A 13,261-nucleotide genomic window follows, 5' to 3' on the forward strand; every position below is an offset into this window, starting at 1 on the left:
CTGTGAAGATATATGGGACACCTTGAAGCTGTACTCTTTGATATGGACGGCGTACTGACCGACTCGGAGGAGCTGATCGCCGAGGCCGGGGTGCGTATGTTCGCGCAAAAAGGTTACGCAGTCACCCATGACGACTTTTACCCCTTCCGGGGTTACGGTGAAAACCGCTTCCTCGGCGGGGTGGCACAGAAGTACGGAATTCCCTTCGATCAGGAGCAGGACAAGGCCCGTACCTACGATATCTACTGCTCCCTCGTCAAGGGCAATCTGGCTCCCCTGCCCGGAAGCATAGACTTTGTCCACCGATGCCGCAGCCTGGGGTTCAAAACTGCCCTGGTTACCAGCACCGATTACATCAAGATGAAGGCCAATATCGACGAGATCGGTCTGGCCGACGGATCCTTCGACGTAATGATAAACGGCCTGGACGTTACACGGCGTAAACCCTATCCGGATATGTACCTGCTCGCGGCACGCCGTCTGGGGGTTCCGCCGGAGAACTGCCTTGTGGTCGAAGACGCAATAGCAGGAGTCGAGGCTGCCGTGGCGGCAGGCTGCCGCTGCCTTGCCCTTACAAGCAGCTTCAGCAGGGATGAACTCTCGGCGGCGGACTGGATTATAGGAAGCCTGGAAGAAGTTCCGGAGGAAGTTCTGCAGTGGTAGAGTGGGAGGACATGACTCCGGAAGAACGGGACCGTTTTATCTACCTCTCCCTGAGCGAAAACGCCCTCAAGGCGATCGTCATGATCATGCAGCGCAAGCATGGTCCCGATGTTTCGACGGAGACGATTATGCGATATGCCTTTAAAATAGCCCGGGACCGCATGACGCCGAAGCATCTGAAGAAGAAATCCGGAAAAGCTTAAGCACCGGCAAACGGAGGCTGTAATTCCCTGTCCCGCCAGGGACGGTGACGCAGGCTCAGACTGTCATCCTCACCACCGGTCTCTTCCAGCCCCGCAATCTCCGGGAGAATAAGGTCGGTCTCCTGAGCGGTGATTACCGGAAGGTCATAACAGGTGTTCCGGTGTTTTAGCTCACCCTTTCTTGTTCTGTATTCTTCAACAAAGCCGAGGTGTTCCTTCATGCGCCGCCGGTTGATGCTGTGGGCGATTTTCCCGGGGGAACACTGTTCGCGGAGGGAAGTAGCAGCCGATTCCGCGAGAACGGGATCTATCTCCGTACCAATAGAAGAGCGGCCCGCGGCAGCGGCGGCCAGGGCCGTGGTCCCCGTCCCCAGGAAGGGGTCGGCCACCAGGTCCCCCTGCACCGAATACATGCAGATCAGGCGGTATGCCAGTTCGAAGGGATAGGCCCCGCTCCTCTCCCGGGCAGCCCTCCCCTTCAGGAGCTGACGTTCCCCGGCAAGGTCCCAGAGATCGGAAAACCAGCGGTTCCGCTCCTCCCAGAAGTAGGCACTGCGCCGGCGAAGGGCCTTCTGATCCCCCGTAAATACCCGTTTTCCCCCTTTACGGAAGATAAGGATGTGCTCATGCTCCAGGGTCACATAGGCTCCCGCCGGAAGCATTCCGGAACCCATGAACTTGTTCGGTGCGTTGGTACTCTTGCGCCAGATAATACGGGGCAGTACGGAAAATCCCAGATTCGAGAAAGCCGTCACTATACGCTCGGCGTTCGGGTAGAGCATAAAGGTTCCGTCCACAGTCCTGAGGGCGTCTCCCACATTGATGCAGACAATCCCCCCGGGCATTACCAGAGGCGCCATGATCGCCCAGACCCGGTCAAGCACATCATGCATGGCACGAAAGGCCTTCCAGCCCTGATTCCCGGAGAGAAGCTCCCTGATACGTCCGTCCTGGAGGGAAAAGGTCTCATCCCACATGGAGATCATCGGGTAAGGCGGAGAGCTGAGCACGAGGGCAAGGCTGTCGGGATTCAGGGAACTCAGGACAGAAGCATCCTTCGGCAGAATCCTGTGCCGGGTAGTAAATTCCAGGGGAGCATCTTCCACAAGCGGATTGTACCATAGATTTTTTCAAGAAACAGCCTGTTTTTTCTTGTCCTTTATTGTCACGTATTGTACACTATTTATATGAAAAGGACAGAAGATTCCTTAATGACCCTCAGTGAAATGGCTGAGTATCTTCAGGTGGCGGAAAAAACGGTCATGCGCATGATCAACCGCAAAGAGATTCCCGCGATAAAAATCGGCAGCCAGTGGCGCTTTTCCCGATCCATGGTGGACGACTGGATTATCTCCAACATGCAGGTAGTCCCCCGCAATGATCTGGCAAAACTGATGGAGGACAGCCACGATCTGGTACCCCTCTCACGGCTGGTGGATACGGGATCCATTATCATGAACCTCAAACCTGGAACCAGGCGGGAGGTGCTGGCCCAGCTGATCCGCCCCCTCGAAGCGATGGAGAAGATCACCGATTCGGCGGCATACCTGGACATACTTCTGGCCAGGGAGGAGATGATGACCACCGCCATCGGTCCCATCGCTTTTCCCCATGCCAGGAATCCCCGGGAAAACGAAGGAGCAGAACCCCAGGTCATTGTCGGAATCTGCCGGGAAGGAACGCAATTCGGTTCCCTGGACGGGAGCCCTACCTACCTGTTCATGCTCCCCTTTACCGACAGCGAGATCATTCATCTGAGGCTGATGGCCAAGATGGCTGTCCTTTTCAAGGAAGAAAAGAACGTTCGCAGGGTGCTTGAAGCTAAAAGCGGCGAACACGTTGTGGGCGTACTGATCTCTCTGGAACAGCAGCACCGTAGTGAATAGAAAATAAGGAGGCGTCCGAAATGACCCTAAGCAGACACCTGAAGCCGGAATGCATATCGATTATCGACCCGCCGGAGAACAAGGATCAGTTACTCAGAAAAATAGCCGCCCTGAGCGGTAACACCGAAGAACTCTCCTCCATCGGGGAAGAGGAAATTTATCAGAAGCTTAAAAAACGTGAAGAACAGGGAAGCACAGCCTTCGGCTCCGGAATTGCGGTTCCCCACTGCAGTTTCAAGGGTCTCGAATCCTTCGTGCTGGGACTCCTGATTCTGAAAGGAAAAGGGACATCCTTCGATGCCCCGGATAAAAAACCGGTAAATCTCTGCTTTTTCATAATCGGCCCCGAGGAAGCGCGGAACGAACACATCCAGATCCTCTCCGGAATCACCCGTCTGCTGAATACCACGGAAGCGGCAAAACAGCTGCGCCAGGCGCGCTGGCCCGATGATGCCTATTCCATTCTGGTTGGTTCGATTGAGCTCGGCAGGGCGGCAAGCGCGCAGGTTCCCGCCTCCCAGATAAGCGTTGCAGTTCAGGACGAATCAGCCTTCATCGATATCCTGGAACTCTTTACCGCGGAACCGGACTGTCACATCGCCGTTTTTGAAGGTACCAGTGCGGGCAGATACCTCCATCACCTGCCCCTCTTTTCCTCGTTCTGGACGGATGAGCAGAATACCGAGGTAAAGCTGATTCAGGCAGTATTGAAGACCAGTGCCTGCAACAACATGATTCGCCGGATCAACACCATCCGGGACACCTCCAAACCCGATTCGGGGGTACTGATCAGCGTTAACGAGCTCTCCTACTGGTGCGGCAGTCTCTCCTACTAGGCAGGTGCATATGGACAATCTACAACTACCCATCCTGGTCGTAGCCGGGATAATAGCATACCTTTCGCTGTACGCCGGAAAGCTCGCAAACAGGATAAAACTCCCCTCTCTTATCGGTTTCATGTTCGTGGGCGTATTCCTTGGCCCCTCCCTGGCAGGACTCCTGAGCTCAGAAATACAGGACTCCATGCAGTTTATTACCAAAATTGCCCTGGGTTTCGTGGCCCTCTCCATCGGAATGGAACTCCATATCAGGGAACTCAGGCGCCAGGGACCGGGAATCATGCTGGTTATTCTGACCGAGTCCTTCGGAGCTTTTCTGGTGGTAGGCCTCGCGGTCTTTCTTTTGACCGGCGACCCTGCACTGGCTCTGATATTCGGCGGCATTGCTCCGGCTTCCGCACCGGCGGGAACCGTAGCCATTATACAGGAGTACCGCGCCCGCGGCCCTCTTACCAAAGCGCTCTACACAGTCGTCGGTTTTGATGACGGACTGGGAATCATAATCTTCGGCTTTGCCTTTGCCGTAGCCAAGGCCATAATATCCAGCCGTACAGGACTTGAAACCATGACCCTCTCGGCGGCGGTAATCAGCCCCTTGAGGGAGATCGGCCTCAGCATACTGGTTGGTCTGGTAATGGTCCTGGTCTATACCCTTCTGTCCAGGCCCCTTGATTCAGCACGGGACCGGTTTATTCTGACAATAGCCACGGTGCTGTTTACCACCGGGCTCTGCGAGTATTTTCACCTCTCCGAAATTCTTACCAACATGATTGTCGGTATGGCCTTTACCAATACCCAGCCCACAAAAACGACCCGGGAAATAGACGAAAGTCTCAGGGGCATCATGCCGCTGCTCTTTCTCTTTTTCTTCACCCTCGCCGGAGCAAATCTGCATGTAGGAGCCCTGCCCTCCCTGGGGCTGCTGGGTCTGGTTTACATAGCAGCACGCACCGCAGGGCTGATGGGAGGCGCCTGGTTCGGTACGACCATCGGAAGGATGGAGGAAAACCTGCGGAAATATCTGGGGATGGGCATCCTTTCTCAGGCAGGGGTCGCCATCGGTCTGTCCCTGGTGGTCAAGCAGGACCTGTCCGAGATGGGAGGCCCGGGAGTACAGCTGGGTGCCATGGTAATAACCTCGATTACCGCCACCTGTATTTTCTTCGAGATAATCGGCCCCATTTTGACCAAGATAGGCCTTACAAAGGCGGGGGAGATATCCCTGCCCGATTCCGGCGAACAGGTACCCTAAACCAGCTCCCGGTCAAAGTTGAAGGTCGTGGTGGAGGATTCTCCGGGTTCGGCGTTCAGGTAGTCAAAGCAGTCCGCGGTTCCTGGTACCCCAGGCACCTCCATGGCCTGGGCAGGGTAAAGAACGGTGAGCCCGGCCTCATCGGCTTCGCTTACCCGGAACTGTCCCCCCCGGCTGTCGCTTATGGGACCGGAGACTGGAATCCGGGCGCGGGTAATCAGAAGGGGCGGGCGGCCGTAGCGGTACACTTCTACAACAAGCGGAGAGGCATCCCGCAGGGCCTCAATGGCCGGCCTCTCCAGTTCAAGCCAGGCCTGAATCCTGCGGACACCCCGCTGGTAAAGTTCCTCCGCTGCCAGGGCGTTTGCCACCGGCAGGGGATACGCCGCCGTCAGGGTAAGACTTTCCGATGTCAGTTCCTCGAGCAGGGACAGCTGATAGAGGGAGCTAATCCGGAAACGGCGGCAGCCCGCTTCGAGGGCGGAACCAAGCTGCTGTTTCAGCATATCCAGGTCCTCCTCTGAACAGAAACCCGGCAGTACATACTCATGTTCCGGAAACCAGGGGGCCCCGTTCAGCGGCCGAGCGACAACGGCGGCCCGGACTCCTGCGGTAACAGCCTTCCCGCCCTTCTTAATAATCACCGGCTGGAGTTCCTGCTCCGTAAAATTCCCCGTTTTTCCGGAGGACCGCCGGAAATATCCCGACGGACCGTCCTCTTCAGGTTCCGGGGACAGATCCCCTTCAAACCAGGACCAGAAATCCCGTCGCAGCTGTTTTAACCTGGCGGCGGGAACAAAGGGGTTTCCCTCAACAGAAACCCGGCAGAGGGCAGCACCGACAGCGGGATTGCGGCTCCGGCGGAACTCCTCCTCAACCTTCTCCCTGTCCAGGGGATGCCTCAGGGCTTCATCGAATTCTTCAGAGCTCTCCCAGGTCCGTCCGTCCGCGAAGACCCGGATGCCCCGCCTGGAAAGGTGAATCTCCAGATCAAAGCGCCTGACCGGCTGATAAAGGGGGAGGCCTGCACCGTCGAAATTCACCCCTTTTACGCTGGACCCGACACGGTAGACCCGCCCGGAGGCGGGGACCTCCCGGTCATAGGGAATAAAGACCTCCCTGCCTTCCGTTGCGGTGGAAACCGGGTGTTTGCCGTCCCGCATGGCGGTTACGGTAAAGGAGGGTCCCTCGTCGCCGGAGGCAGGCTGTATTCGCAGCCGGTCCCCCAGGCGCAGCCTTCGGGAAACCTTCAGGGCAAAGCCGCCTTTTCCGGCACTTGCCACAGTCCCCACCAGCTGACCGGAAACCCCCAGGGAATCGTACTGGACCAGCTCCGCCATATCCTTCTCCGTGGCAAAACCGTGGGACCAGCGACGCCCATAGGATGACGAAAGAATCTTGCGGGCCTCTCCCAGGACCTGGCCGCGGGAGCCGGAAGGAGCGTCCAGCACCATTCTGTAGGCCTGCACAACCTTGAAGACATAGTCCGGCTGTTTTAAGCGCCCTTCAATCTTCAGGGATTTGACCCCCGCCTGCTGAAGATCATCAATCATGTCCAGGGTGTAGAGGTCCTGGGTAGAGAAAAAGAAGCCGCTTTTGGGGCTGCCCTCTTCGGTGCCGTGAAAACGGCGGCGGCAGGGCTGTTTGCAGCGCCCCCGGTTGCCGCTCCAGCCTCCCATCCAGGAGGAGAAAAGGCAGTTTCCGGAGAGGGAACAGCAGAGGGCCCCGTGGATAAAGACCTCTATATCCAGAGGCGACGCCGGGACCATCCTCTTGAGTTCCCGGAGGGTAATCTGCCGTTCAAGGATTACCCGGGATATTCCCATCCTTGCCGCTTCGAGTATGCCCGGGGAGTTGTGAATTCCCATCTGGGTCGATGCGTGAAGCTCCAGCTGAGGATACCGGGTCCGGAGAAATCTGGCCACGCCGATATCCTGAAGGATAACGGCATCGGGATCCAGCCTTGCAATCTTCTGCACGGTTTCGTCGAAGGCCTCCCACTCAGTCTCTTTGACCAGGGTGTTCAGGGTAAGGTAAAAACGTTTCCCCAGGGTCTTGGCCTTCTGCGAGAGGCGGGAAAGGTCGTCGTAGCTGAAGTTGGTGCCCATCTCACGGGCATTAAAGCGGCCGACGCCGCAGTAGACGGCATCAGCCCCGGCGGCATAGGCGGCGAGGGCCGTGCTCAGGGTACCCGCCGGGGCAAGCAGTTCAGGTAAGTTTGTGGAATTCTTCATACAGGATGAAGCATACTATCAGACAGTGCGTCCTCCGACCACCCAGTAGATCCACGCAGCCACGGCAAAAAAAGCCCAGAGCACAATTACCAGAATACCCAGAGAGTTCATCAGTCCGTTCAGGTATCCCATGAGGCTGACAATCAAGCCCAGCGTATCGGCTATCGCAAGGGCAAACATGGTATTGCGGACAGCCAGGGAGGATTCGCTGTTGCTTGAAAAGAGACAGATCAAGGCTATGCCTGCAAACAGGGCACCGGCCATCTGGACCATCAGACTCCCGTAACGGGAGACCTCGATCCCGAACCATGATGGGGACAGGGTGGGCAGAAAAATCATGAGAACCGCGAAGACGGCGGAAACCAGGGCTTTAATCCAGAAAAAACCATAAACTTTCATCGTATTTCTCCTTGTCCGTATCAGAATCTCAGGCAAATAGTGCCCTATAAATAATAGCACCTCCCGGGGGTGGATGTAAAAGGAAGTGGAGGAAATCTTTCATCTTTGCTTGAAATACGCTCCCCCAAATTCTATAATTCCTCCAATGAGAGCCTTCCACAGGTATGTGCACCGTTTCCTTTTCACCATAACCTCCGCGGCAGTGATACTTTTTCTAGCCTTTGGCCTGTTTCTGTTCTACGACAGATCGACACGGATAAATTCCGACACCCTCCGGGACGAACTGGGCTTTATCAATGTCCTTATCCGAAGCGTTCATGATCATGCCAGACTGGGAAATCGGGAATCCCTGGAAGCGATGAACAAGGCGGCGGAAGAGGCGCGCCGGGCACTGCCGCCGCGGTTCTTTGACAGCGGCACTGAGACCTTCCTCCACCAGCTTGCGGACTCCCCCAGCGAAGAGGAACTGCGGGCGGCGGTTACGGAACTCGGCGGTATTGCCCGCAGGATCAGCGCCTCCTACTACGAGAACCGCGAACAGAGCAGGCTAGTATTCATCGGCTTCGGCCTTTCCATGATGGTGCTTGTGGGAATACTCCTGGCCCTGGCCCTGCGCTTTCACCTGGAACACACCCGCTATGTAGGAAGAGGCGCGAAGCTTCTGGAATCCCTGGAGAGGATACTGAATTTTGAGTCCGAGAACATCGACTTCAGCCCCCGATGGCTGGAAGAAGAGGAACTCCTGAGACAGGTAGAGGGGATAGCCGCGGCCCACCGTTCCAACAGGGAGCTTGCCGAACACAGGGTCTACGGAACCCTGGAGGCTTTTATTCCCCGCATGCGGGAGATCCTCTCCCACAGCGTCCCCTGCGACCGCCTGGCCGTCGCCTTTGTGGACACCGCCGGACATGTCATCGCGGAATCCGCCTCCAGCGTACTGCCCGTAACCCATCTTGAGCCGGGCTTTATCGAAGAGCTGAAGGATACCAGCCTGGGATCGATTCTGACCAGCAGGAAAACCCGTATAATCAACGATCTTCCCCGGCACTACGAAGAGATACACCAGTCCGAATCTACTAAACTTATCCTGGAGGAAGGAATCAGGGCCAGCATCACGGTACCTATCGAGATCCAGGAGATTATGGCCGAAACCACCCGGGCCTTTGTTTCTCTAATGGAGCGCAAGGACAACGAGACCTCCCTGCATATTATCAGGATGTCCCGTTATTCCTACATCCTGGCCCGGGAGCTGGCGAAGAGCGATTCATCCATTACTCCCATGATGCTGCGGGAGATCCTCTGGTTCGCCCCCCTCCACGACATAGGCAAGATCGGGATACCCGACAGGGTCCTGCAGAAAAACGGTCCCCTCGACGGCAGAGAGAGGTCGCTTATCGAGGACCATGTCAATATAGGCCTTTCGGTCATTCACAGCATGAACTCAGGGGTAAACAGGATCATAGACCTGGAACTCCTGAATACCGCGGAAAACATCATAGCCAGCCATCATGAACGCTTCGACGGCACCGGGTATCCCAGGGGACTCGCAGGCAAGGATATTCCCGTCTCCGGACGTATCGTCGCCCTGGCGGACGTTTTTGATGCCCTCACCTCAAAACGGCCGTACAAGGAGGCCTTTTCCATCGATAAGTCCATGGGAATCATCGAGGCGGGCCTGGGCAGCCATTTCGATCCCGACGTATACGCGGCCTTCCTGAAGGCCCTGCCGGAAATCCGCCTTGTGTATGACAGATACAAGGAGATTTAATCCAGCACTTCGTACTGGCCCATCATTCCGGCATCTTCATGTTCCAGCAGATGACAATGGTACATGTAAATCCCCGGATATTCGCCGAACTCCATGAGAAGCCGGACCCGGTCCCCCGGCCAGAGCAGCACCGTATCCTTGAATCCCGACAGTTCCGGAGGCGGCGGATCTCCGTTTATATCGATAATCCTGAACTGAAGCCCATGTACATGAAAATTGTGAGGGGTGTTCATCATCATTCCGGCGGTGCTGACCTCCCACACCTCGGTACTCATGGCGGCAACCCGTTCATCCACCCGGGCCATGTCCATTCTCCGGCCGTTTATTGTAAGGCTCCCACCGGGTCCCATGGTGGACATTACGAAGGAGCGCCTCCCCGCAGCCCGGGGAATCTCCGCCGCCGGCAGTGACGCGAGCCGGGAAGGAAGCTCTCCATTATTCCGCAGTTCATCGCCGGGATTCACAAGCAGGGCAGTATAAACTGCCCCAAAGGAGGACTCCGCCTGCAGGACTGTATTCCGCCCCTGCTGCTCCCTGAGGTCGAGGATCACTTCCGCCCGCTCTCCGGGAGAAAGAACCAGGGTTTTCAAGGGCACAGGTCTGGAAAGAAGCCCTCCGTCGGAAGCAATCTGGATGAACTCGGGACCTTCGGGAAGACTCAGTCGCAGTATGGTGGAGTTGCTGCCGTTCAACAGCCTCAGGCGGAGCAGGCGGGTTTGGGCCCTGAAAACCGGTTCAATCCCTCCGTTTGTCAGCAGAACGTTGCCGCCGTACCCGTGTATTATATCCGGCATACGCGGTTCGTAGCGAAAGCCGCCGTCCCTGCTGAAACGCCGCTCCTGCAGTACCAGGGGGATATCATCGATCCCGTACTCATCCGGAAGACCTGCAGGGCCCGATGGATCAGTTACAATCATCATCCCCGCCAGTCCCCGGTAGACCTGTTCGGCCGTAGTCCCCATGCGATGAGGATGATACCAGAGGCTGGCCGCAGGCTGGTTTACGGTAAACTCGGCTATCCAGGTTTCCCCCGGTCCAATCGGCTGTCGGGGTCCGCCGTCCGCTTCAGCGGGAAGATAAGCACCGTGCCAGTGGACGGTGGTCGTTTCCCTCAGGCTGTTTCGTACGCGGATCGAAACCCTCTCCCCCTGTCTGAGATGAAGGGTGGGACCGAGATAATCGCCGTCATACCCCATGGTGGGAACAGGAATACCGGAGAAAAACTCCAGCTCCCCTTCAGATGCCGTAACAGTATATTCCCTGACTCCGTCGCTGCGAAGACGTCCCTCACGGAGGGGAGGAACAATCAGCGCCTCCCCCGGTTCAGCCTCCAGGGAAAAGAAGGTCAACAGGAACAGAATGAGCCATCGCCATTTCACACAAAACCTCCTGAAAGGCCTGAATCCGGTTCAGCCCCTTCAGGATAAATCTAATCACATTTGGCGTACCAGTCTAATATGAGGGCCCATGAATTGATCAGGCGGATCTTCCCCTCTGCAGACGCAATCTCCGGAGAAGACTGCGGAGGCTCAGGGCCGCTACATAGATTCCGCCGCTTACCAGGATGGTCATGGCACCGGTAGGGACATCCAGGGTGTAGCTGCTGTAGAGCCCTGCCGCATTGGAGACCGCGCAGATAATCCCTCCATACAGCATCATTCCCGACAGCCGCCGGGCAAAAAGACCCGCGGTGGCCGCAGGCAGGGTCAGCATGGCTATAACCATGACGATCCCCACGGTTGATACCATGAGCACCACAGTTACTGCGGTCAGGGTTACCAGAAGGATCATGAAGAACCCGGTGGGTACGTTTCTGGTTCTGGCATAGGGTTCGTCAAAACAGACCGCCTGAAGCTGGGGGTAAAAGAGCAGAACCATGACTACCACCAGCAGATTGAGGACCATAATGAGCAGCAGGTCCCCCTTCCCTATCAGCAGTATGTTTCCGAACAGGTAACTCATGGGGTCCATGTACCCCGGGGTCTTTGCAATGAAGAGGAGACCGATGGCCATGCCCACCGCCCAGATGGCTCCAATTATGGTATCCTCCCGCTCCGCTGCATAGAGGTTCACCAGGGCAATAATCCAGGCGGAGAGCAGGGCCGCCACGGTGGCCCCGAAAAGAGGAGAGACCCAGGAAATTTCATGAACCACCTTCAAATAGAGGGAGCCCCCCAGTCCGGCCAGGGCTGCATGGCTGACGGCGCCGGCGATATAACTGATTCTGCGGACAACTACAAAAGAGCCCACCATGCCGAAGGCCGCTGAGGAAAGGAGCCCTGCGATAAGGGCATAGCGGATAAAGGGCATGGAAGGATTGGTAAGGGCTTCAATAAATGCGCTCACCGCTGTGCCTCCTCGCCGGGGTGGGGAAGTTTAATATCGTGACGGACAGCCCTTACGGACTGGCCGTAGGAGGCATGCACCAGATCGGCCCCGGCATCTTCGGCGGGATGCTCCTCAAGTCCCCGGTTCACACAGAAGACCCGGTCAGTAATCCCGGAAACATAGCCCGTATCGTGGGTCACCAGCAGCACGGTCCGCTCCTTTGCCAGCTCCGAAACCAGCTGAATAAAACGCTCGCTCATAAAGGCGTCCACGTTGGCGGTGGGTTCGTCAAGAAGCAGAATGCGGGGGTCCCCCACAAGGGCCCGGGCGATCAGCACCCGCTGGCGCTGCCCCCCGGAGAGGGCGGAGAAGGAGTTTTTAGCCAGATCCTCCATGCCTACCCGTTCCATGGCCTCCCGGGCATGGCTGCGGTCTCCGGCGGAATAGAAGCCGAAGCGGGGCTTTATGCGCCCGCTTAAGACGACCTCCTCCACGGTTATGGGAAAACGCTCGTCGAAGCGGGCGTACTGGGGAACATACCCGATCAGGTGAAGGGCTTCCCTGGAGGGTTTTCCGAGGATTTCCAGGCTGCCGCTCCGGGGTTCAAGGATACCCAGGAGGATTTTCAGCAGGGTGCTTTTTCCCCCTCCGTTGGGACCCACAATGGTCACCATTTCGCCCGCCTGTACCTGGAAACTGACATCCTTGAGGACCGGCTTGTCATCGTAGGCAAAGGAGATGTTCCGGGCATGGATAACACAGCAGGGTTCGGGTTTGCTCACCGGGAGACCCCCTGTGCTACTTCCCTGGCCAGGGACCGCAGGGTTTCCATATAGTCCTCCGCCAGGGGAGCGACAGGTACGACAGCACCGTCAATGGCGTCGGCTACGGCCCGGGCGCTCTTTTCCGGAAATTCCGGCTGGACAAAGATCACCTTCACCTTCTCTTCCCGCGCCTCCATTACAACCTGTTCCAGAAGAGCGGGGCTCGGTTCCTTTCCTCCGGTTTCGATGGCTTCCTGGCGCAGTCCGTAACGGTCGGCAAAATAGCCGAAGGCAGGATGATAAACAAAGAGGAGGCTTCCCTTTGCGGGAGCGAGGATTTCCTCAAGCTCTTCGTGGAGACTGTCCAGATCGGCGGCGAACTTCCGGTACCCCTCACGATACGCGTCAGCTTTCCCGGGATCCAGTTCAATAAGCGCGTCCCTCATGACAGCCCCCTGCTCTTTGACAAGCAGCGGATCCATCCAGATATGGGGATCGGGTTCACCTTTCTCCTCCCCGTGTTCGTCCCCATGGTCATCATCATGGCCATGGGCCTCGAGGTAACGCTTGGTAATTCCCCGGTCGGTGGCCACTATCCGCAGGGACGTAAGGGTCGATGAGACCCTCTCCAGAAAGGCTTTCTCGAAGGAGACACCTATAGTAAAAAAGAGGTCGGCCTTTCCCAGGGAGACCATCTGCCGGGGAGAAGGTTCGTAGGTTGCAGGGCTCTTTCCCGGGGGCACCATGACCGAGACATCCACATTTTCGCCGCCTATACTCTCTGCAAAATACTTTTGGGGCAGGATTGAGACAAAAACATTGATCCTCCCCCTCTCTGAAGAAGGAGCGTCCTTCTGGCCGCCGGCGGACAGAAGGGTCACTGAAGAAATTACAAGCACAAGAACTCTGAATAAACGGTTCATCT

13 protein-coding genes are annotated in these 13,261 nt (G+C 56.9%); 6 read left to right on the plus strand and 7 right to left on the minus strand.

The window, feature by feature from the left end:
* Positions 1-12: 12 nt before the first annotated feature.
* Positions 13-663, plus strand: coding sequence for an HAD family hydrolase (locus tag B4O97_RS08460; RefSeq protein WP_083049992.1), 651 nt, complete (start codon positions 13-15; stop codon positions 661-663).
* Complete coding sequence (locus B4O97_RS08465; protein WP_083049994.1) at positions 657-866, plus strand: hypothetical protein; 210 nt, start codon at positions 657-659, stop codon at positions 864-866. Before B4O97_RS08460 ends, B4O97_RS08465 begins: the two co-directional genes overlap by 7 nt.
* On the opposite strand, the gene B4O97_RS08470 is transcribed toward B4O97_RS08465, so the two are convergent.
* Positions 863-1,972: a DNA-methyltransferase gene (locus B4O97_RS08470; protein ID WP_083049995.1), complete on the minus strand. Its 1,110-nt coding sequence runs from the start codon at positions 1,970-1,972 to the stop codon at positions 863-865. The two genes, B4O97_RS08465 and B4O97_RS08470, sit on opposite strands and share 4 nt — an antisense overlap.
* 105 nt (positions 1,973-2,077) lie before the next feature.
* Between B4O97_RS08470 and B4O97_RS08475 the strand changes: the two genes are divergently transcribed.
* The 3 genes from B4O97_RS08475 to B4O97_RS08485 are packed head-to-tail and all read left to right on the plus strand — an operon-like array spanning position 2,078 to position 4,843.
* Positions 2,078-2,752, plus strand: a complete 675-nt coding sequence (locus B4O97_RS08475) for a PTS sugar transporter subunit IIA (protein ID WP_158084216.1) — start codon at positions 2,078-2,080, stop codon at positions 2,750-2,752.
* Between the two features lie 20 nt (positions 2,753-2,772).
* Positions 2,773-3,588: a PTS sugar transporter subunit IIA gene (locus B4O97_RS08480; RefSeq protein WP_083049998.1), complete on the plus strand. Its 816-nt coding sequence runs from the start codon at positions 2,773-2,775 to the stop codon at positions 3,586-3,588.
* A 10-nt stretch (positions 3,589-3,598) separates the two neighbouring features.
* Positions 3,599-4,843, plus strand: a complete 1,245-nt coding sequence (locus B4O97_RS08485; protein ID WP_083050000.1) for a cation:proton antiporter — start codon at positions 3,599-3,601, stop codon at positions 4,841-4,843.
* Here the strand turns inward: B4O97_RS08485 and B4O97_RS08490 are convergent.
* Positions 4,840-7,077, minus strand: a complete 2,238-nt coding sequence (locus B4O97_RS08490) for a peptidase U32 family protein (RefSeq protein WP_083050001.1) — start codon at positions 7,075-7,077, stop codon at positions 4,840-4,842. The genes B4O97_RS08485 and B4O97_RS08490 overlap by 4 nt on opposite strands.
* An 18-nt stretch (positions 7,078-7,095) precedes the next feature.
* Positions 7,096-7,476 carry a hypothetical protein gene (locus B4O97_RS08495; RefSeq protein WP_083050003.1) on the minus strand — a complete coding sequence of 127 codons (381 nt, stop codon included), beginning with the start codon at positions 7,474-7,476 and terminating at the stop codon, positions 7,096-7,098.
* A 166-nt stretch (positions 7,477-7,642) separates the two neighbouring features.
* On the opposite strand from B4O97_RS08495, the gene B4O97_RS08500 reads away from it, so the two are divergent.
* Positions 7,643-9,244 carry an HD-GYP domain-containing protein gene (locus B4O97_RS08500; RefSeq protein ID WP_158084217.1) on the plus strand — a complete coding sequence of 534 codons (1,602 nt, stop codon included), beginning with the start codon at positions 7,643-7,645 and terminating at the stop codon, positions 9,242-9,244.
* On the opposite strand, the gene B4O97_RS08505 is transcribed toward B4O97_RS08500, so the two are convergent.
* The 4 genes from B4O97_RS08505 to B4O97_RS08520 all read right to left on the minus strand — a co-directional run bounded on the left by B4O97_RS08505 (position 9,241) and on the right by B4O97_RS08520 (position 13,259).
* Complete coding sequence (locus B4O97_RS08505; RefSeq protein ID WP_083050007.1) at positions 9,241-10,623, minus strand: multicopper oxidase family protein; 1,383 nt, start codon at positions 10,621-10,623, stop codon at positions 9,241-9,243. The two genes, B4O97_RS08500 and B4O97_RS08505, sit on opposite strands and share 4 nt — an antisense overlap.
* Positions 10,624-10,720: 97 nt before the next feature.
* Positions 10,721-11,590, minus strand: a complete 870-nt coding sequence (locus tag B4O97_RS08510; RefSeq protein ID WP_096348861.1) for a metal ABC transporter permease — start codon at positions 11,588-11,590, stop codon at positions 10,721-10,723.
* Positions 11,587-12,354 carry a metal ABC transporter ATP-binding protein gene (locus B4O97_RS08515; protein ID WP_083050009.1) on the minus strand — a complete coding sequence of 256 codons (768 nt, stop codon included), beginning with the start codon at positions 12,352-12,354 and terminating at the stop codon, positions 11,587-11,589. The genes B4O97_RS08510 and B4O97_RS08515 overlap by 4 nt, the downstream gene beginning before the upstream one ends.
* Complete coding sequence (locus tag B4O97_RS08520; protein ID WP_083050011.1) at positions 12,351-13,259, minus strand: metal ABC transporter solute-binding protein, Zn/Mn family; 909 nt, start codon at positions 13,257-13,259, stop codon at positions 12,351-12,353. The genes B4O97_RS08515 and B4O97_RS08520 overlap by 4 nt, the downstream gene beginning before the upstream one ends.
* Between the last annotated feature and the right edge of the window lie 2 nt (positions 13,260-13,261).

This window comes from Marispirochaeta aestuarii (assembly GCF_002087085.1).
Taxonomy (GTDB): domain Bacteria; phylum Spirochaetota; class Spirochaetia; order JC444; family Marispirochaetaceae; genus Marispirochaeta; species Marispirochaeta aestuarii.

What these genes read in the sequence shown, in the direction of transcription:
- B4O97_RS08460 (WP_083049992.1), top strand. Translation starts at nt 13, where the DNA reads ATGGGACACCTTGAAGCTGTACTCTTTGATATGGACGGCGTACTGACC.
- B4O97_RS08475 (WP_158084216.1), top strand. Translation starts at nt 2,078, where the DNA reads ATGACCCTCAGTGAAATGGCTGAGTATCTTCAGGTGGCGGAAAAAACG.
- B4O97_RS08480 (WP_083049998.1), top strand. Translation starts at nt 2,773, where the DNA reads ATGACCCTAAGCAGACACCTGAAGCCGGAATGCATATCGATTATCGAC.
- B4O97_RS08485 (WP_083050000.1), top strand. Translation starts at nt 3,599, where the DNA reads ATGGACAATCTACAACTACCCATCCTGGTCGTAGCCGGGATAATAGCA.
- B4O97_RS08490 (WP_083050001.1), bottom strand. Translation starts at nt 7,077, where the DNA reads ATGAAGAATTCCACAAACTTACCTGAACTGCTTGCCCCGGCGGGTACC.
- B4O97_RS08495 (WP_083050003.1), bottom strand. Translation starts at nt 7,476, where the DNA reads ATGAAAGTTTATGGTTTTTTCTGGATTAAAGCCCTGGTTTCCGCCGTC.
- B4O97_RS08520 (WP_083050011.1), bottom strand. Translation starts at nt 13,259, where the DNA reads ATGAACCGTTTATTCAGAGTTCTTGTGCTTGTAATTTCTTCAGTGACC.